Origin of the sequence: Duganella sp. Leaf61, from assembly GCF_001421905.1 — a bacterium.
Lineage (GTDB): Bacteria > Pseudomonadota > Gammaproteobacteria > Burkholderiales > Burkholderiaceae_D > Rugamonas > Rugamonas zoogloeoides.
Map to the genome: position 1 here is coordinate 1 of NZ_LMLM01000014.1, position 20,516 is coordinate 20,516.

At 54.2% G+C, this 20,516-nt stretch carries 12 protein-coding genes and 1 pseudogene; 10 read left to right on the top strand and 3 right to left on the bottom strand.

Annotated features, from left to right (window positions below):
- Window positions 1-167 precede the first annotated feature (167 nt).
- Entirely contained in the window at window positions 168-713 is a 546-nt protein-coding gene (locus ASF04_RS27490) for a hypothetical protein (RefSeq protein WP_156368625.1), read from the top strand.
- 175 nt (window positions 714-888) lie between these two features.
- On the opposite strand, the gene ASF04_RS12800 is transcribed toward ASF04_RS27490, so the two are convergent.
- Together ASF04_RS12800 and ASF04_RS26775 are read right to left on the bottom strand one after the other, a co-directional pair.
- Entirely contained in the window at window positions 889-2,133 is a 1,245-nt protein-coding gene (locus ASF04_RS12800) for a type II restriction endonuclease (protein ID WP_056142100.1), read from the bottom strand.
- Complete coding sequence (locus ASF04_RS26775; protein ID WP_082488736.1) at window positions 2,130-2,891, bottom strand: HNH endonuclease signature motif containing protein; 762 nt, start codon at window positions 2,889-2,891, stop codon at window positions 2,130-2,132. The genes ASF04_RS12800 and ASF04_RS26775 overlap by 4 nt, the downstream gene beginning before the upstream one ends.
- A gap of 225 nt (window positions 2,892-3,116) precedes the next feature.
- On the opposite strand from ASF04_RS26775, the gene mzaA reads away from it, so the two are divergent.
- The 9 genes and pseudogenes from mzaA (at window position 3,117) to ASF04_RS26785 (ending at window position 18,532) form a co-directional block, all read left to right on the top strand.
- Window positions 3,117-5,399, top strand: a complete 2,283-nt coding sequence (mzaA, locus tag ASF04_RS12805; RefSeq protein WP_082488737.1) for an MZA anti-phage system associated sigma-70 family RNA polymerase sigma factor MzaA — start codon at window positions 3,117-3,119, stop codon at window positions 5,397-5,399.
- Between the two features lie 5 nt (window positions 5,400-5,404).
- Complete coding sequence (gene mzaB, locus ASF04_RS12810) at window positions 5,405-6,931, top strand: MZA anti-phage system associated ATPase MzaB (RefSeq protein ID WP_229205041.1); 1,527 nt, start codon at window positions 5,405-5,407, stop codon at window positions 6,929-6,931.
- Window positions 6,932-6,945: 14 nt separating this feature from the next.
- Window positions 6,946-9,783, top strand: coding sequence for a Z1 domain-containing protein (locus ASF04_RS12815; RefSeq protein WP_229205042.1), 2,838 nt, complete (start codon window positions 6,946-6,948; stop codon window positions 9,781-9,783).
- Entirely contained in the window at window positions 9,767-10,774 is a 1,008-nt protein-coding gene (gene mzaD, locus ASF04_RS12820; protein WP_056142111.1) for an MZA anti-phage system associated PD-(D/E)XK motif protein MzaD, read from the top strand. The genes ASF04_RS12815 and mzaD overlap by 17 nt, the downstream gene beginning before the upstream one ends.
- Before the next feature lies 1 nt (window position 10,775).
- Window positions 10,776-12,572 carry an MZA anti-phage system associated AIPR family protein MzaE gene (gene mzaE, locus ASF04_RS12825; protein ID WP_056142115.1) on the top strand — a complete coding sequence of 599 codons (1,797 nt, stop codon included), beginning with the start codon at window positions 10,776-10,778 and terminating at the stop codon, window positions 12,570-12,572.
- 107 nt (window positions 12,573-12,679) lie between these two features.
- Window positions 12,680-15,274: pseudogene (locus ASF04_RS28735) on the top strand (AIPR family protein).
- 90 nt (window positions 15,275-15,364) lie between these two features.
- The gene (locus tag ASF04_RS26780; protein ID WP_082488739.1) at window positions 15,365-16,402 is read left to right on the top strand and encodes an HNH endonuclease; all 1,038 of its coding nucleotides are present in this window, start codon (window positions 15,365-15,367) and stop codon (window positions 16,400-16,402) included.
- A 196-nt stretch (window positions 16,403-16,598) separates the two neighbouring features.
- Window positions 16,599-17,234, top strand: coding sequence for a hypothetical protein (locus ASF04_RS12840; RefSeq protein WP_156368626.1), 636 nt, complete (start codon window positions 16,599-16,601; stop codon window positions 17,232-17,234).
- Between the two features lie 89 nt (window positions 17,235-17,323).
- Window positions 17,324-18,532, top strand: a complete 1,209-nt coding sequence (locus ASF04_RS26785) for a trypsin-like serine protease (protein ID WP_082488740.1) — start codon at window positions 17,324-17,326, stop codon at window positions 18,530-18,532.
- 520 nt (window positions 18,533-19,052) lie between these two features.
- On the opposite strand, the gene ASF04_RS12850 is transcribed toward ASF04_RS26785, so the two are convergent.
- Window positions 19,053-20,393 carry an IS5 family transposase gene (locus ASF04_RS12850; RefSeq protein WP_056142130.1) on the bottom strand — a complete coding sequence of 447 codons (1,341 nt, stop codon included), beginning with the start codon at window positions 20,391-20,393 and terminating at the stop codon, window positions 19,053-19,055.
- Between the last annotated feature and the right edge of the window lie 123 nt (window positions 20,394-20,516).

Below are 20,516 nucleotides of genomic sequence, written 5' to 3' on the forward strand. Positions count from 1 at the left end.
GTATAACTGGATACGACCGCATCAGTTCAACCAGGGACTGGCGCCGGCTGTCGCCGAAGAAAAACTTAACGTAGTGTCCGGGATGGGTTGACCACTACAGACAGCGCCAGGCTTTCTGGGGCTTCCTTTCTGAACGTTACGGCAAACGCTTATGTGATGAGGTTCTCATGCCGAGAATTTTGATTAATTACGGTATTCAACCCTATTTTCGAGCGGTCTGGAATCTCGATCGGGCGTTCATCTATAACCGCCAGATCTGGCTCGGCGAAATCAAACATAAGTTTCCTTTCGGCAGGGAGCTCAGTTTTGGAATGAACATAGGAGAACTGGAGGTTATTGAACGACTGACCTCAGCCGGTATTCAGTGCCTCCATGTCATACTGGTGAAGCCACTGTGGTCCAAGGAAGTGGGGTCGATGTACCTACTGAATAATTTGCAGATGCGCTCCCGGGCGGCACTTGTTGCGTGTGCTCTGAGCCAAGAGAGCGCTTCAAGGATTTTCCCCGTCGATGCTGCCGTCTCGGGAAGTCATACATCGTTTTCCGGGACTGGCCACTTGAAATACCGAAAGGCTCGAGTGACGCACTTTTCTCTTGTTGGAAATATGGGAGAACCAACCTATACGTTGGCGGAGGCATTGGCAAAATTAATGCGAGGCTGTGCATTACCTGCTGTTACTGAAGAGTGCCTGCGCCGCTACCGCGCCGGCTAGCGGCCATTCGTATCTACGAAAGCTTTTCCATTTAAAATTATTCTTCGGTCGATCCGAACCGAGTAGTACCGAATCAGGAAAACCACTCGTCAAAAAATCAAGGGGTTGGTTCAACCTAAGTCGGAGCAGAAGTGAAAAGTGCTTCTTAGGTCTGCAACTCAACTTAATGGGTATTTTAGAAACCCTGCCTGGCGCGGAGTATTTCCATAAGACCAGCTACGTCCAGGAGAGAATCACGCTGAAGAGGGCTGTACGTACTGTGCAGCTGTTTTGGTATGACGAGTTGCAGGTTCTTGCTGGCCATTTCTTCAGTCTGATGAAGAGATATAGCGGGCTCGAGCGTTATAAGGTGCTTGCATACGATGCGATCCGCTTCCGCCAGGACCTGACGCCATCGATCTTTGCACGTGGATTTCACCCCCAACATTGTGAGCTGTCCTTGGGGGAATTGATCATCGTGGTACTCAGCAACTCCCGGGAACAAGAAGTCAGGTTTTGCCTTATTTTCCGTAACAGCGGTGCGCGTGAAGCGAAGCCCGTTCGCCGCGAACAGAACCTCCAGATGGTTTTCGAAAGCCAGGCCCACCCGGCTCTTTCGCCTGTTTTGTACAGACAGAGAGAACTTCAGGAACCCCTCCACGTCAATCTCGGTGTCCGAAGTCCCGAATCCACTAGCAAGGCGATCAGCGATCAGGTGGGCCTCAAGTGTGCGGAACAGAACTTCTTCCTGTTCCATCCATGCCATAAGCACAGTATCCGGACAGCCGGTGGGGTCGATATGCGGGATGGTGGAACGAGAGTAAGCAGAAAACTCGCGGGTGGTCGGAAATTTGCCACCAAACTTCTTCAGCATAGCGTCGAGGTAGTCTGGCGCAGTCGTTTCGACAACGATACCAATGCTTTCGAGTATCGTCCGCGATGTGAACTCAATACGGTCGCGTTGGTCATCGAAATCCGATTTAACGAAGAAGCCCGGCTGCAAAAGGTTGCCTGTGCCAAAGAGCCATTCGATCTGACTGCCGATGCCGGATCCATCCTCGGCTACAATCACAAGCAGCCGCTCGTTTTGCTGTTTCGCGATAACCAGAAGATCTCCCGCATTAGCTTTGCCGGAAGCCCTTGTATCAGGGAAATAGAGCCGATACTCCCAGCGCTTGACGCCTCGTTCGAGGCGCGCTTTTTGCCTGGCGTCGTACCAAGTAAGAATCCCCTCTTCGGGTGCGATTGCATCCACCTCATCATTTACATAAATGATGTCTGATACATACCTGACCTTACCATTTGGCTCACCGAGAAGGGCACGTAATCCTTCCACACCATTGAACTCATGCTGATTGGAGGTAAGCGCGTCTGCCTCAACGCGACTGAGACGTTTTACGGCGACGCCTCTAAAATACTGGGACAAATATCCATGCTTCATCTGATTTTTGCTTTTTGTAACGGCTTTGCAGAGATGTGAGACTGGAGCTTTGCTCTGAGCGCCACGCGACCCACTCCATGATGTAGTTCGCGGTGGCAGTGAGGGCACAGCGCCGCGACGTTGATCAAGGAATCGTCGCCGCCCTCATGGAGGGGAGTAATGTGATGCACCTCGAGGTAGAATTTTCCATTGTCCTTTTTAAATAGAACCTGCCGGCAGTCGGGGGATTCGCAGTGGTTTTCACACCGTTCCAACGCTCCAAGGACGACATAGGGATTTCGGATGAACTCTTGCCGGGTCGTGCGGCGTCTGGCTGGTGCACCGGAAGCTAACTCGGCGTTAGCAAGAATTAGGTCCACTGGAACTACTCGGGCTAGCTCCGATATAAGTTTTTCATCACTTGCATTAGCTGTTTTGAATGCAAAAAGCCGAGGCCCTATATTTCCGATGAAAACTTCATCGCCCGTCTCCAGCCATTCTGAAATAAACGACTGCCCCATTCTAGGTTCGGGACTGCGGTCTGCTACCGTGGAGCGTTCGGCGTGGTAATAACCGCTGATAACGGTGTCTTGGTTGGCATCAAGAAGTATGGTGATTGTGAAGGGCGGGGCCGGGCGGCAATCGGCAGGTTTGATACCTGCAGCGAGAATTGCTTTACGCTGCGCTATGCTTGGGACGTAGGCGCGTCGGTTTTTATCAGTTGTCGAAACGACCTTGACTCCTGAATTATCAAAAATATTTTCCCAGCCTACGATCATGACAATGCGGTAAATGTTGAAGTCACTGGCACCATACCCAGCTGCATTGATTGAGTCAAGGCAATTCTTTCTTCATGCATTGGTTACTTGCAGACTTCGATCAGTCTCTGCATTATCTTTAAAAAATTGCTCCACAGTGACAATTGGTGAGATTCTCATACGGAAAATCGACGATAATGTTACTTAGTAATTTATGTTTCCTTCCTCCACCTCGAACAATACGATGTGTTTTCTGTCAGTAACGAGTTCGAAGTCACCCTCAGCTCCCGCTATTTCTCGATGAGTGCGTCAATCGAGGGGAAACTCAGTCCATTATTCCGACTGGCTATCAAGTCGGGTTCGCCAGAGGCTGTTCTGCTGCACTTGAAACGAGGCGAGCCTGCGAACGGTCGGGACAGCAGCGGCTTGACTCCGCTAATGTTGGCGGCAGCTACTGGCCGGTTTGAAGTCTGCGGCGCCCTGCTGCAAGAAGGTGCTGATCGGGCCACTGTCAATCCTGCAGGAAAAACTGCCAGCGACCTCGCGCGCGAACATGGCCATGATTCACTGGGTCAGTTCCTGTACCCCGTGTCGCTGACTGAACCAGTTTCATTGCAGATTTCGACACCCGACATTCAGATACTTAAGGTGCAGCTTAGCAACGTGGAACCGGGCGAGGCGGAGCAGTGGGAGTCGGCTCCCACCCCTTCGTTCCCCGTGGATCCTTCTGTTCTCCATACGGAGCACGCAGACCTTCAGCATTTCTGTGTCGGAATTCACGCCGATGAATCGTTCGAGTATTCTCTCGAGGTCGAATCCTTTAAAGTCGAAAGCGACATCGCGCCCGTTGCCCTGATGCAGGCGCCAAATGCTGACGATCAGCCAATGGGTGAAATGTTCGGGTGGGTAATCGAGAATGCTGACGTCGTGCCGTCTCATGATGCGTCGTGCGTCAAAGGTGCGCTGGAGGTCCAGCACTCTATATCAATACACAGGCGAAGAAACACTGATTACGACTGGTCGGCAGTCGAATTCGATCTGCCCGATCCACCGTCGCGACCCTCGCTTTGCATGTATGAAGATGTGAGGCAGATAGGCCAACTGTTTGCCACCGGACTGAAAAATGGTCGTGTATCGCTGGCGCAAATAGATATGGCAATTGAATCCGACAGTGGCGGAGACCACCAGAGGTCGCGGATCGTCGTGGAGAGGGTCCTTGGCGATCTTGAGATACTCTTCGAGGAAGATGCCCTACTCACCGGTAGCGAAAGAGTGGACGAACCAACGGAAGATCTGTCCGAAGTACTCGACTTGCTCGTCACTGATTTGGTGGAGCCTCCATCGATCGCAGACGGCTACTTGATCGAAGCGCGCAGTTTTGAGCTTCTCGACAAAAATGGTGAAGAGCGACTTGGGCGCCGGATGGACGGCGCACTTGCCGCCCTCGCGAGAGCGCTTGTGTCATTAAAGCCTGTGACGTGGGGGCGAATCTTTCTCTCCCGGCAAGCGCCGGTCGTAGCTCCGGAAGATGATGAGGAGGACGCTTCTGAAAGCGACACCAAGGACTTTCCGTTTGCAGAAGAACTGGAATTTGATAACGATGGTGCAGGCCAGCCTGCAGCTTTCCGAACCTATGTAACCGGATTGCGCGCCGGGGCACCTGAGTGCGGCCGCGATACGGCAGTTCCAAGGCCGGACCCCGCTACGATGACGTTTTTTGAGTCAGTTGCCGGTGATCTGGAACCAGCGTCGGGAGCGGAGATCCGGACCGCGATCAGAAAATACTTTACGGCACGCGACCAGTTGGTAACTGCGAATTTGCGGTTGGTCATCTCCATTGCGCAAGTATATAGGTACGCCGGGTTGCCGTTTGAAGATGTAATCCAGAGCGGGAACATCGGTCTGCTGCGTGCAGCCGAGCGCTATGATTTTCGACGGGGTTTTAAATTCTCTACGTATGCCACATGGTGGATCCGTCAGGGCATTACCAGAACATTGATGGATACGGTTCGCCTGATCCGCCTCCCTGTACATTTAGGGGAGAAAGTCCGGGCGATGGAGCGCATTCTGCGCGACCATGACTTCGGCGATTCGCTGCCTCTTACCGTCGCCGGAATCGCGGCGCAAATGTCTCTGAGCGAACGCGCGGTGCGGGGTTTGTTGCGTGCCGACGTAAAAATCGTCTCACAGGAGGATTGCGGTACACCCGCCGCACCAGAAACTGCGAGTGTGCTCGGGATACAGGACATCGTCGCTGACCCTGTCCAGACCGCATCCCTGCAAAGTCTCAGGCGCTTGATAGCACAACTGATGGAAGACTTCGCACCACGTGAAAGAATCGTCATATCGGTACGGTTCGGCCTGGACGGAGGTGATCCGATGACGCTCGACGAAATCGCCCAGCAGTTCAACGTCACGCGTGAACGAATTCGACAGATTGAGGCCAAGGCCATTCGGAAATTTCAGCAGCGCAGCCGAATTGAAATGCTGGCCCCTTACGAACATTCGATATTGATTTCAGAACTATAGAAACAATGAAAAAGCAAATAGAGAAGCCAAAGTTCCGCCATGCACCGCCGCGAGCTGGCGCGATGATCGAAGCATTGCGAGGCCTGGGCTACAGCACTGCCACCGCGCTGGCTGACATCATAGACAACAGTATCGCCGCAGGGGCGAAAAATATCGATCTGCACTTCGACTGGAACGGCAAGGGCAGCGTTGTCCGTATAGAGGATGACGGCAGGGGAATGACAGAGGACCAGATCGACTGCGCGATGCGACTTGGCGAAAGAAACCCGCTCGATTCCCGTGCGGATGATGATCTCGGCCGGTTTGGCCTTGGGCTTAAGACAGCATCATTCTCGCAATGCCGCCGCTTAACCGTAGCTACGGTTGGCCCGGACGGCCTTCAATGCCTGCGTTGGGACCTTGACGTCATTGCGGTGAGTGAGGGTGATGGCTGGCACCTGCTTGAAGGCCCCGACGCTAGCTCCGCAGGCTTGGTGGACGAATTCGCGGAGCGTCCGCACGGCACCCTTGTTATCTGGGAGCTTCTCGACAGAATCGTCACCGATGGTTTCGGCGAGCAGAATTTTCTCGATTTGCTGGATCGTGTCGAGCGGCACCTTGCAATGGTGTTCCATCGATACCTCGAGGGAACCCGGCCACACCTGCGACTGCGCATCGCGGGGCAGCCGGTTGTTCCATGGGACCCATTCATGTCAGGGCATCCCGCTAAACCATGGCATTCACCCGCCGCCTCATTCGCGGCCAAGTCGGGCATCGAGGTGGAATGTCACGTACTCCCACACAAGGACAGATTGAATTCCAAGGAGTATGACGCCGCACAAGGGCCTGATGGATGGACGGCTCAGCAGGGTTTCTATGTCTACAGGAACAAGCGCCTTTTGCTTGCTGGCAGCTGGTTAGGACTCGGCCAGGGGCGTGGCTGGACTAAAGACGAAGCCCACCGTCTTGCCAGAATTCGCCTCGATATTCCCAATTCCGCCGACACTGAATGGAAGATAGATATTCGAAAGTCGACCGCCCGCCCTCCAGTAAATGTTCGTGCATGGTTAGCCAGACTGGCCGACGATACCCGGGCGCGGGCGCGCCGCGCATTTGCCCAACGGGGACAGACGCCGCGCTCAAAGAGTGGGGCGGAGGTAAGCCAGGTATGGAAATCGCATCAGTTCTCCGGCGGTATGCGTTACCGGATCGACACCGACCACCCTGCGGTGCGAGCGGTTCTAGACGATTCGAAGGCGCTGGCTCCTCAACTTCTGGCCATGCTGCGGGTAATCGAAGAGACGGTGCCGGTGCAGCGTATCTGGATCGACACTGCTGAAAATAAGGAGACGCCACGGACCGGATTTTCCGGCGAGCCCTCCGCCGAGGTGGTGAGCGTGCTCGAAGTTATGTACAGGAACATGGTGAAGGTGAAGGGCATGTCACCGTCAATGGCAAGAGCCCGGTTGCTGCTCACCGAACCTTTTCAAAATTATCAGGACCTTGTTAATTTATTGCCTGACCAGCCACGAGAATTGGATAAAAAAGTATGACTACAGCAGGGGAAATGAACAAGGCGACTGTCGTGAAAATCGTTCAGGAGCTGCTCGCCGATCAGGCTGACAGGAGCGCGATTACCGCCGGACTGATTGCCGAAAAAGTGGGGTTGGTGCTCATGATGAACCCTCGCTGGGCGGTGGATCTGGATCGCGAAGCCGTCGCCGACGAGTTGATCCGCCGTTTCAGCGTGTGGTGCGGCGAGGATTCCTCACTCGTCAACGTGGTCGGTCACATCGCCTGGCTGACGCCCGAGCGTAAGAGGGACTGGCGCTACTGGCAGCGCTACCGCGAGATGCAGGAGGCACGCCTCGCCTGGGATGCTGTGGACGGGCTCGACAAGTCTTCCGATAAGATTCTCGGCATGCTGGAAGATCCGACCCGGCCTGGCCCCTGGGACCGTCGCGGCCTGGTGGTCGGCCATGTCCAGTCCGGTAAGACCGGAAACTACACTGGACTGATATGCAAGGCAGCCGATGCCGGATACAAGATCATTATCGTGCTTGCGGGGTTGCACAACAATCTGCGTACGCAGACTCAAATACGCTTGGACGAGGGGTTTCTTGGTTTCGAGACTGACCCTGGGGCGGAAGGCAAAAAACTGATCGGGGTAGGTGTAATCGATCAGGACGCATCGATCCGCCCGAACTATGCTACTAACCGTACGGAGCGGGGCGATTTTACCGCCAACAACGTCCGCAATCTTGGTGTCTCGCCGGAAGCAAGACCTTGGTTGTTTGTAGTGAAAAAAAATAAGACGGTGCTCACCCGCCTACTGAGATGGATCCACACCCATGTGGCAACTGTTGATCCGACGACGGGCAGGCCGATCGTCAATCACCTGCCGCTGCTTGTCATCGACGACGAGGCCGATCATGCTTCCGTCGATACCGGGGAGCAGTACTTCGACGAAGACGGTAAGGCGGATGAAGACCATCAGCCGACTGCGATCAATGGTTTGATACGCAAGATTTTGCACAGCTTCCAACGCAAGGCCTACGTGGGCTACACGGCGACACCGTTTGCAAACATCTACATCCACGAGCGTGGAGAAACAGGCGAGGCAGGTCCCGACCTGTTCCCGGCAGCCTTCATCCATAATCTTGCAGCGCCTTCGAATTACGTCGGTCCCGCGCGTGTCTTCGGCCTGCACAGTGGCGAACGCCGTGAAGGCGGATTGCCGCTGGTGAGGGAGGTATCGGACCACTGCAGCGATGACGGAAAGAGTGGGTGGATGCCGGTTGGTCATAAGAGCAGCCATCGCCCCTTGCCTGTAGACGAGTCGGGTATGCCGGAATCCCTGCGCGAGGCCATCGATGCCTTCATACTGGCATGCGCCGCCCGACAACTTCGTGGACAAAAAAGCCAGCACTCTTCAATGCTGGTTCACGTTACCAGGTTCAATGCGGTGCAATTGGCAGTTCGTGAAAAGGTTGAGGAATACGTCCGAAGGATTGAACAGAGGTTGGCGCGGAACATAGGTCATGAGCCTGTACTGGCGAGGATGCATCAGTTATGGGAATCCGATTTCGAACCGACAACGGAAGCCATCGAAGGTGCCGTGCCGGATGCAGGTCCGTTCCGGGCGTTCTCGTGGGGCGAAATTGCGCCGGTACTTTCGACCGTACTCAGCGAAATATCAGTCCGCGTTATCAATGGTACGGCTGGCGATGTGCTTGACTATGAGGAAGCACCAAACGGCCTCAAGGTGATCGCAATCGGTGGCGACAAGCTTGCGCGTGGTCTGACGCTTGAAGGACTGTGCACAAGTTATTTTCTGCGCGCTTCGAAGATGTATGACACGCTTATGCAAATGGGACGGTGGTTCGGTTATCGTCCCGGCTACCTCGACCTGTGCCGACTCTACACAACGGGCGAGCTCGTTGAGTGGTTCGAGCACATTGCCGATGCATCCGAAGAGCTACGTGATGAATTCGAAACAATGGTCGATAGCGGCGGGACGCCACGTGACTATGGACTCAAGGTTGTTTCGCACCCGGTGCTGATGGTGACGTCGCGTCTGAAGATGCGGTCCGCAAAAAGCCTGTACCTCTCGTTTAGCGGGCATGTCGTCGAGACAGTCGCATTGCACGCACGGCCCGGCATTATTGCGCAGAATTTTGAAGCTCTTCAATCCCTTGCTGCAGCATGCGGGAAGGCCTCGTCTATTCCGGAGCGAGAACGCCCGGGTACGCCGGACAGGTGGAAGGGCCTGTATTGGGACAAAGTTCCATACACCCATGTCACCGATTTTCTCTCCGCGTACATGACACATCCTGATGCGATGAAGGTCAACAGCATGATGCTAAAGGAGTTCATCACTACCATGGCGCGCGATGGGGAAATGACGAGCTGGACCGTGGCGGTGGTCGGTGGGGGAGTAACAGAGCATCCGGTGAGTCTGGATGGTGAGATGCCAGTCCAGCGAGCCAAACGAAGCTTTAAGCAACGAACGGCTGACAAGTTCTCGATCGGACGCCTTCTTCAGTCGCGTGATGAGGGTCTCGACATGGACCTCCCGGCATGGAAGGCGGCCCTGGAAGACACTCTTAAGACCCGCAAACAGGACATGGGTAGCATGCAGGGCAAGGAAGCGCCTGCCGCGCCGAGCGGGCCGTCCCTGCGGCGAATCCGCGGCTATGGGGCTAAGGATATTGCCGCTCACCCCGAGCGTGGAGTCCTGTTGATTTACCTGATACAACCAGAGGTACCGGATGAAGAAGCGGAAAATTTTCAGGTGCCGATTGTCGCATTCGGCATCAGTTTTCCCGGTAGCCAACTGGGCCACAAGGTCGAATACAAAGTGAACAACGTTCTCTGGGAGCAGGAATATGGCGCCGCTGAATAACGAAGAGATTCTCGCCAGCTGGCGTGCGCTTGGTGAACGCGATCATGATCAGGATGGTTGGCGCAGCATCCCCATCGTCGGGCTCGATGGCAATCGTCTTCACGCTGCGCGGAGGTTTCCCGGGAACTGCGAAGCCGTCCTTGCCAGCTTTGGTGACGTGACGCTTCCGGTGATATCGATGCTGCCCAGCGCAGCGGGCTTTCGCGTTGAGCGAATTAGCACCGGTATGTCCGGAAACTGGCTGGCGCTGGTGAGACGCGAGGAGGGCGGTATTGAATTGTTTAGCAGGATGGCCGTTGATGTGGTCTCCGCGCTGTCGGCCTGCAAGTCTGTCAACCAAGGGCAGCAGCTACAGTTGTTTCTCGGCCGGGTCAGGGCTTGGCAGCATTTCATGAGCAGGGATTCCGGTGCGCTTGGTCCTGAGGCCGAGCTTGGCCTGAGCGGGGAGTTGCACTGCCTTGAACTGCTACTTGACAGGCATCTCGATGCGCACGCCGCAGTTAAGGGGTGGCGCGGACCGCTTGACGCGTTGCAGGACTTCGAGCTCGGGACCGGCGCTATCGAGGTAAAAAGCACGCTGTCCCAAACCGGCTTTCCCGCGACGATCATGTCCCTTGAGCAGCTTGACGATGCAATTCGAAAGCCGCTGTTCCTGTTCGCCTGCCGTTTCTCCCTGTCGGCCGAGGGCATAACGCTTGCGGAGCGCATAGAAGCGCTCCGCAGTAATTTCGCCTCGGATGCTGCCTCAGCAGCACTCTTCGAGAGTGCGTTGCTGCACGCCGGATTCGTTGACACGCATGCGGAACACTACACCCGCCGGCTCCTCGTATCTCAGGTTCGATGCATGCAGGTAGAGGCAGGCTTTCCCCGTCTGGTGTCGGCAAATGTTCCCGATGCGATACGCAATGTGCGCTATGAGATCAACTGTGACGCTATTGCTGCCCCGGATACACCAATGCAGCAGGTACTGGAAATGATCGGAGCGATTTAAGATGGAATTGACCGAGTTTTTGCAGAAAACACAGCACGAAGTGCGAGAAGAGATTGCCGCTCGCTCAGCGGATCCTGGCGAATCGGCCCCGTTCGCAGAACTGATTTTTACTGAGGTGGTTACGCGTCACATGAGCGATATCGGCATGACGTTTGAGCCGCAGATCTGTCATTACTCCGCAAGGGTGGGCGAAGGTATATTGCGCCTGAGCGGCTATGCGCTGTCCGACGACCTCGATCAGCTCGACCTGTATATCAGCCTCTATGACGGCTGCGACGAGATCGCCATGGTGTCGGAATCAGAAACGACAAAAGCTGCCGAACAGTGTTCGAGGTTCCTCAATCAATGCGTAACCGGCAGTCTGGCGACTAAGATGGACGAATCGCACGATGCGTTTCCGCTAGTGCAGACGATCCAGCATGCCTATGAGGGGTTGGACCAGATCCGCATTTACATATTGTCAGACCGCAAGGCCAAGAATCGAAACTTTCGGCCACGTGAGATCCAGGGAAAAACCATCAAGCTTGAAGTTATGGATATCGAGCGTTTGTTCAACCACTGGCAGAGCGGAAAGCCGAGGGATGAACTTGTCGTGAATTTCAACGAAGTATGTGGCGGCCCATTGCCGTGCGTATGGGTATCTTCCGACGACGCTGATTACGATTACGCGATGACAGTGCTACCGGGAGAGTCGCTGCGATTCCTTTACGAGAAGTACGGCCCTCGCATACTGGAAGCAAACGTGCGCTCATTCCTGAGCCAGACCAATACGGTCAACAAGGGAATTCGTGACACGCTGCGCGATCAGCCATCGCGTTTCATGGCCTACAATAACGGCATCGTCATCGTTGCTGATCAGGCACACCTTGAACGTGCCGCAGACGGGAGTCCTGGTATAGGCTGGCTTAAGGGGATGCAGGTAGTGAATGGCGGCCAGACTATGGCATCAATCTTTTTCACGAAAAAGAAGAATCCCGGAATCGACCTCCGCTCTGTGCGGGTTCCAGCGAAGGTGATCATTTTGCATCGCTCGGACGAGGTCAGTGAAGATGCGCTGATCGCCGATATTTCCCGTTTTGCAAACTCGCAGAGCGCCGTGAAGGCCTCTGATCATTACGCGAATAAACCTTTCCACGTTCAGATGGAAAAACTGGCGATGACCACGTACTGCCCCGACGGAACGGGGCGCTGGTATTACGAGCGCGCCGCTGGTAGCTATAAGGTCATGCTCGACCGCGAAGCGAAGTCGCCAGCCGATCTACGCCGCCTACAGGATTCCATGCCATCGTCCAGAAAACTGACCAAAACGGACTTCGCCAAGTATCTGTGCGCCTGGATGCAGCTGCCGGACCTCGTAAGTCTGGGAAGTCAGAAAGCATTCCCGATCTTCATGAAGCACCTCGTGCAGGCTGAGGATGAAACGTCTTATCTTCCGGATGCATCCGAGTACAAGCGCATGATCGCCAAAGTGATTATTTTTAAGTCGGTAACCAGGCTGCTGAAGTCGAGATTCCCGGCTTACAAAGCAAACGTTACAGCATATACGGTAGCACTGATGTCGCGACTGATCGGAAACCGGATAAGCCTGGATGCAATTTGGTTCAGACAGGGAATTTCACCGGAACTTGGTCGCCAAGTCGTTGCATGGTCGGACGAAGTCAATGCGCAACTGCACAACTCCGCAAACGGACGAATGATTTCGGAATGGGCGAAGCGTAAAGAGTGCTGGGAGCAGTTCGCAGAGCGGACATGGTCCGCGCCGATCGAGGGCATACCTGAGCTTAGCGCTGCGACATAAATTGTCAGGTGCTTAGAATTAAAAACCCAATTAAGCAAGAGCAGGAAAACATACGAATGGAACTTAAGGACTTTCTCGCCAGCGTACACGCAGAGGTGGAAGAAGAAATGGTGGCCCGCGCCGGTATCGAGAATGGGGCCGCTCCATTTGCAGAACTGGTGTTCACGGAGATATTTGCCCGCCACATGTTCGAGCGGGGGATGACGTTTGAGCCCCACGCGTGCAGATTTTCCGCAACCGTCAGCGAAGGGGCGCTTCGGCTGAGCGGTTATGCGTTGTCGGAAGACATAAAAAAGCTGGACCTCTTCGTGGCGGTATACAACGGTGGCAGCATGCCGGGTGTTCTCACGGAACTGGAGGCGCGCGCAGCGGCTGATCAATGTGGTCGCTTCCTCAATCTTTCGGCGGCCGCCGACCTCGCCGGACGCGTCGACGAGACAAATGACGCTTATACCCTGATTGCCACAATCGCATCCGCATGGGCGCAGATTGACGAAGTCCGGATTCATGTCCTTACCGACCTCTGCGCCGGCCTCTTACAGATACCGGACATTGCCATTGGCACAAAGATGGTGAGTGTTGAGGTAGTCGATATCGAGCGCGTCTTCAACGAGCGCAAGGATGTCGAATTACAGAACAGGTACCGGACGCTTGCCGCCTTTTTCGAAGAGTGGATGAAAGGCCTGCGGGACACATCCGAGATTAATGGCGAGGCTCCCGAGTCAACCTTCCTCGACGACGTTGGCGGACGGCTCGCAGATGCTGAAGAAATTTCTGATTTCCACCGGTGCCGGTTCGCCAGTCAGGGCGCTCTTGGTCAGCTTATGAAGATCGACGGCTACGCTTTTGATGATGCCGACGGGTCGCTGTCTCTAGTCGCGGTGGACTTTACCGACAGTGCCGACCTGCTCCCTCTGTCGTCTGAAGAGTCTGAGTGCCAGTTTGCTGCGGTGGAGCGCTTTGCCGCTGACGCTATCGCAGGCCGGATGCTCAGTACCGATGTCGACGGTGAGGCTGGTCGCGGACTTGCAGCCGATATCGTGCGCCTTCGCTCCGGCATAACTCGATTCAGAGTCTATCTGGCAAGTAACCGCCTGTTCAATGGCGGGGCTCCGTTCGGAGAACAGACGGTCGATGGTCTGCCGGTCGAGCGCCATGTGTGGGATGCAGAACGCTTTCACAGAGCAGCGATTTCTGAGAGTGGCAGAGACGATCTCGAAGTGGACTTCCGGACGGAAGACGGGAAAGGAATACCGGCACTTCATGCGGGTTCGGCCAACGGCGAATATCAGGGTTACCTTTGTACGATCTCTGGGGACATGCTTGCCGCGATCTATGAGCGCCACGGTAGCCGTTTACTTGAAGGGAATGTTCGATCTTTCCTCAGCACAAAAGGAAAGATCAACGCTGGCATTCAGACCACGCTGGCCAATCAACCAGAGATGTTCTTCGCCTATAACAACGGGATAGCTGCGACTGCAGAGGCCGTCGAATTCGAAGAGAATTCGTCAAGTATCAAGCGAGCGATCAATTTTCAGATCGTCAACGGCGGCCAGACGACAGCATCTCTTGCGACTGCCTTCAGAGACGGCATAGATCTCTCCGAAGTACGAGTCCAGATGAAGATGTCGGTGCTGTCGCCATCAAGTGCAGGCGAACTCGTTCCGCTGATTGCACGCTTTGCCAATAGCCAGAACTAGGTTAGTGAATCCGATTTCTTTGCCAACCATCCATACCACCATCGCCTGGAGCAGCTTTCACGGAAAGTCGCAGCGCCTGCTGGGGTTAGTTCGTCGCACAAAACTTACTGGTACTACGAGCGATCGCGCGGCCAGTATGTCAACGAGCAAAGAACACTGAGCGCACAGGGTAAGCGCGCTTTTCTGGCTGAAAACCCCAAAGTCCAGCTTCTGACGAAACTTGACGTCGCCAAGCTGGAAAACTCGTGGAAGGGACTGCCGCATAAGGTGAGTTACGGCGCACAGAAAAACTTCGTGCATTTTGCCGGATGGATGGCTAAGAGGTGGGTAGAAAACGACAGCGCATTCGACGAGCACTATTTCCGGAATCTCGTTGCAATGGCAATTCTGTTCAGGCATGCAGAACACCTCGTCAAGCAGCAGCCTTGGTACACAGGCGCTTACAGACCCAACATTGTGACGTACACGCTAGCCGTCCTGCAGTTCACGATCTTAAAGAGCGGGAAGGGACGCCAGCTGGATTTGGAAGCCATCTGGAATGCGCAGGCCGTTCCCCCGGCGGTCAGCTCGCAGATGATTGCGATTGCCGGCACGGTATTTAACGTGCTGACGAGTCCCTCCAGAGGTAAAACCAATGTGACTGAATGGGCAAAATCCGAAGCGTGCTGGGAACGCGCGAGGGAAGTAGTCGTGCCTCTGTCGGATGCAATCCTCAATGAAATGGTTGACCCGATCGCTAAGCGTTATACCGACGCCGGGGCCCTCAGTCAGATCGGCTATGGAGTGTTTGCACGTACCGCTGTCCTCGGGGTTAACACCGAGGAGTGGGAGCTGCTACGCGAATGGGGCGGTCAGAAGGCACTCCTTGACGCCAAGGATGCAGCACTGCTTCGTACCGCGTCGCGGCTTCCTAAATTTGTGCCATCCGTACGGGAATGCGAGCGCATCTGGGCAGTGCGATCACGATTGATCAAGCACGGGTTTGGCGCAGTTAAGCCGTAAGGACTTCTTATTTATTGACGGGGCAATTTAGTATTTGCGGTACCGGCACCACGCTAACGGTGGTTAATGGACTACTTGAAGGAGACATAAATGTCAGAGCAATACGCTGCGCGTGTTTGGTCGCTGATCAGTATTGAGGACGGCGCACGCCAATACGGGGGGAACCAAGGATACGATGACCATGTCAGTAGCCGGTATGAGTACGACAGTGCTGTACCCAATCATAAACAGCTATCGATAGGTGATCTGGTCCTGATTCGAGGACGTAGTAAGCTGTTGGGAGTGGCTCGCATCGCTGCTATCACATCCGCTTCTGGACAGAAACAGCGCAACCGCTGCCCGGTTTGCCGAGCTGTAAACCTCAAGCAGCGCACCTCAATGACTCCGCCCTGGCGTTGCGTTAAGGGACATGAATTTACTATTCCAGTTACAGACAGCGTAACGGTCATCCGCTATAAAGCCACTTTTGGAAACAGTTTCATTGAATGTCAGGACGGCGTTCCGGTCGACGTCTTGCGCCAAGCAGCATTGCGTCCTAATGATCAGCTGTCGATTCAAGAGATCGATCTTGGAAAAATTGAGATTGGTCTCGCGTCGAAGTATCCTGCTACCAGGGCATTGCTTGCACAGTTCATTGAGACGGTGGTATTAAGTCCTGGCGAGGCTGATTTTGATGCGAATGACATCGCTGAAAAGGGTATCGGTGAAGGCGAGATGTCTATGATTGATGCCCGCAGGGCTGTGCTTCGTGCCATTCGACAACGTCGAGGCCAGAAAAAATTCAGAAACCTACTGCTTAAAAATGCTGATCATTGCTGCCAGGTTACCGGATGTAGCGTGACAGCTATTCTCGAAGCTGCCCATATCGATTCGTATCGTAACGATACCCATAATCAGACGGCGAACGGGTTGTTATTGCGGGCTGACATACATACTTTGTTTGATCTGAATTTGATGGCTGTCGATCCTAAGGATCTCACTTTGCACTTCCATCCGGAAGTAGCTGCTTCCGGGTACGCGGCGTATCGCTTCCGGCCGCTGCGCGCAGGGTCTGTAATGCCATCTCGAGAAGCCCTATCCCGGCGCTGGACGGTATTTTCCACTCACCTGACACCAGAACCCGAATAAACGCATTGTCTGAAGGAGATGCGTTCGACTGCCGACTTATCAAGGCTAGCCCTACCATTTTACTTTAATAAAAATGCATCGCACTGGATCAGGAACGGTACGAAACATGCGTTTCACTGAATGCGATTCGAAAAACTGCCTCGTCGAATCTTGTACTTAAATTTATAGGAGAAATATCATTCCAATCTCAATCGCATTGCGCAAAGAATTATCAGGCAGTTATTATCGGGACTCTGTTATACGGTTGTTGAAAGCACGGGACATTGACTGCGCTTACATCGCTTCCGGCTTCTTTAGCGATTTCACAACCCGCTTAGCGGAAACCGCCCCGGACTTCGCCATTGACGAGGAGATGAAAGGAAAGGAATTGTTTCTTCTTGGTGGATATGACGAAAATTCGAAGACGCTTTGCGAGTTGAGAGACGCGTTAATCCAGCACGGCATTAAAGCTCATGCTTGCAAGCTTATCCCGACGCAGAAGGGGGAGGACCCGATGCGTTGGCATGCAAAAATTGCAATATTTATCAGCGAATCCAGACCAGTTCTTGCGATCGTGGGAAGTAGTAACTTTACAGGGCCTACGATGCATGGCGGAAGCGAGCATAACTTCATATCTTCTCCATATATTGTTCAGGTGGAGGCCGATAGCTTCTATTGGCGGAAAAATCATATAAATACCGACCAAGCAGTACATGATGCTTTTAATTATTGGGGAGGAGGGAGAATTGCACCGCACATTTCATTTAACGCAGAAGAGTTCGACGACGAGATTGAGAAGCTGATCGAAAAGACCTATTCAAGGTTGCTTTCATTTAACTGGATAATGCTGTAGTTTAATTATGTGATTCATATAAATCGTTTCAATTAAAATGGCGTCATGAATGATAATACCCTAAAGCGGGCAAAAAGGTATGAGTTAAAATGAAGAAAACGTGGGCTGAGTATGCAGCCGATGCAGCTGGTGAGATTGCGAAAATGTCGACTAAAAATCGGGAGACCAGCTTGCTCGAAGTAGATTTGTTAGCTCACCCGGAATCAACGAAAGTGAGGGAGTTAGCCTTTGCATCAGGGGCTCCAGAGCAATTTTTGCTCGATGCCGTTCTGGAAGGGAATCCAGGAGCCATGCTCGTTTTAGCGCGAACATGCGAGGCGAGAGGGGATAGCTGCACAGCGTTGGCTTGGAGAATTCGCGCGTACCATCTTGGCAGTGCCGAGGCGGCTTACATGCTGGGGATGGAGGCAACAAATTCAGGCCAAATCAAGGTCGCGTTTGAGTTTTTGAAATCTGCATATGACAGGCGTCACCCTGTCTCTCCCTATGCACTTGCAAACGTTTGTCAAGACTGCACAGCGGATGACGTTGATCTTACTGTTGAAGAATTTACGGCAATTAGAACTGAAAGTTCTGACGTCGCACAGCGTTTGATGTTCGCCGAGGCACTAGATGTACTGGGAGAGGGTACTCATCCAGTACAATACCGTGATGCATTAGATATTCCATGGGGAACTGGAACGCTTTTCATGGTGAGATGGAAGGGAGTAGATCTAGCGATTACAGCGAAACACGTGATAAAAGCCGCTAAAGCAATGCCAGATCAAGTGCAAATTATCGTGCATCAGCAAGAAGTACCCTTACCGCTCCATGCTGACATAGCCCTGGATTTTAGAGATTCGGACGGCGATTTACTCGATGTTCATGTTTGGAAAATCAATTCCGACGCTGATGTCTCCGTTGAATGGAATTCTTGGAATTTGGAAACTTTTTGCAAGTCTGCAAATCAAATTCCCGAAAACAGCACAGTTTTCGTCGTTGGTTTCCCAAACACTGAAGACAAGATAGACTTCGAAGAAAGAAAAATGCGGCGAGCTCCTCTCGTGGTCAAAGGGCGGCTAGGGCCACCATATGGCGGACTACACTCAATCATATGTGCGGAGTTTTCTACCGACGTTGACGGTGTAAGCGGGGGGCCAGTATTCTGCCGTCACGGAGGAGTTTTCTATTTTATCGGGATTTCTCAATTAGGTGGAACTCGTGCCCAGACCCTTTATTTCCTTGATTCATCCGAAATTCTCCCTTCTCTGGACACTTTTGTTGCTGCAGCAACGGTGCCAACCACCACGACGTGGTGACTTTGCGCTGCGCCCGCAGGCCTGCGGATCGAAATAGAACAATGCCAGAGCCGGAGGATTCCACGGTGTAGCCGTCCTGCACATGTGCTTGCAAGGCTTTGATGGTGAGCAACGCATCGTCTTGCGCGAAGCGCGATTGTATCGCAAGGGGATTTTCTAAGCCCATATCAGAAACCACCCAAGTGAAATACTCACGCGCGCAGTTTTTTTGCAAGCGCCTACTGTCAATCGTCATGCAGTGTTTGAATTTTGGACTATGCTTTCCGTTGAGACCGACTGCCAGCCCGGTGTGGCACAGCCAATCTTGGGTGCACGCAGGCTGCTGTCGAAAAATATCTAGTCCGGCCTGAATAATTCAAATCACTCCAGACAAAGACTCTGCTGCGGCCGATGGCTGGCGATGGAGTCATGAAATCAGCGCTCAGGCGCCGTACCCGGCGCCNTAGTCCGGCCTGAATAATTCAAATCACTCCAGACAAAGACTCTGCTGCGGCCGATGGCTGGCGATGGAGTCATGAAATCAGCGCTCAGGCGCCGTACCCGGCGCCGATGTGAGGTGCAGCGATGCCAGCCAGGCGACGATGAAGGCGAAAAAAAGCCGCAGCTTTCGCAGGATCAGGCGCAGGTTGTGGCCGCAGCCGCACAGCAGCGCGTTGAAGGCATCGCCATCGGCGCCCTTGAGCCAATTACGTCGCAGCCTGCCGTCGTTTTTCATGTGCCCGATCGCCGGCTCGATGGCGCTGCGGCGCCGGATGTCGCGCCGCAGACGCACAGTGATGTCGCGTTTGAGCTTGTGGTGATAAACCTTGGTGCCGGCTTGCACCTCGGCGCCGCGATAGCCGAGGTCCACAAACACTTCCTTGGGCTGCTGTTCGGTGAGGATCGCCACCTGCTCGAGCGTTTCGTACAAAGTGTGGCCGTCGTAAGGATTGCCGGGCATGCTGCGCATGCCCACCACCAAGCCTTCCTTGTGCGTGGTGGCGATCGACACCTTCACGCCGAATTCGTAAGGCTGCCGCGTCTTGCCCTTGGCGATGCACTCGGCCTCGGGCGCGTGCAGACTGTAGAGCTTGTTTTTGTCGCGCGGTTTCTGCGTCAGCAGGCGCTTGGCCTTAGCCAACAGGTCGGACGCCCTGTCCCGTAAGGTAGTCGGCATCTTGTCGAGCTGGCGCCCCACGTCGCGCCAGACACGACCGACCACGGTCTTGAGCTTCTTCAGGCTGGCGCGCATGCGCTTGTATTGTTTGGCGTGCGCATAGCGGCCCACTTGCACGGCCAGCCTTGGCGCCTCACGGTTGTAGTTCTGGCGCAGCGCCAGCCCCGCCTCGGCGGCGAGCTTGACCAGGTGCTGTCTGGCCCGCTCCAGCAATCTACTGTCGGTCGGATGGGCGATGGCCTTCTCCTGCACGGTACTGTCGACAATCACTTTCTTGAAGCTCTGCGGCTTGACCAACCGCGCCGACTCGGCCGCCTTGATCGTTTGCGTCAGCATCCACTCCAGACCGGCTTCGCCGATGCGCTTGCGCCAGCGCGTCAATGAACTGGGATCGATCGGCGGCCGGTGCTGGAACCAGGTCTCGCCACAGAACAACTGCCAATATGGATTCTCGACCCAGCCCCACACAACGTCCTCGTCGGACAAGGCGAACGTGTGCTGCAAGTACAGCAGGCCCGCGATGAGCCGGGTGGAAGTGGCGGGACGACCGCGCGAGGATGGGAAATGCCCGCTCCATTCGCGCTCGAAAACGCTCCAGTCGATGTGAGTGGCCAGCTGTGCCAGCGGATGCTTCAGGTTCACCAGTTCGTCCAGCCGTTGGCGGAACATGTCTGCGCTTTGTGATCCAGCTGGCTTCGGTCCCATTCAGGCCTCTGAAATTTGCAAGGAATTGACTCCATTTTAGCGAAAGCTTGCAAATCCCAGCTACTGTTTTTCGATCTTTCGGCAGTGGAATCAAGCGGTTAGGATTTGTTCAGGCCCGACTAT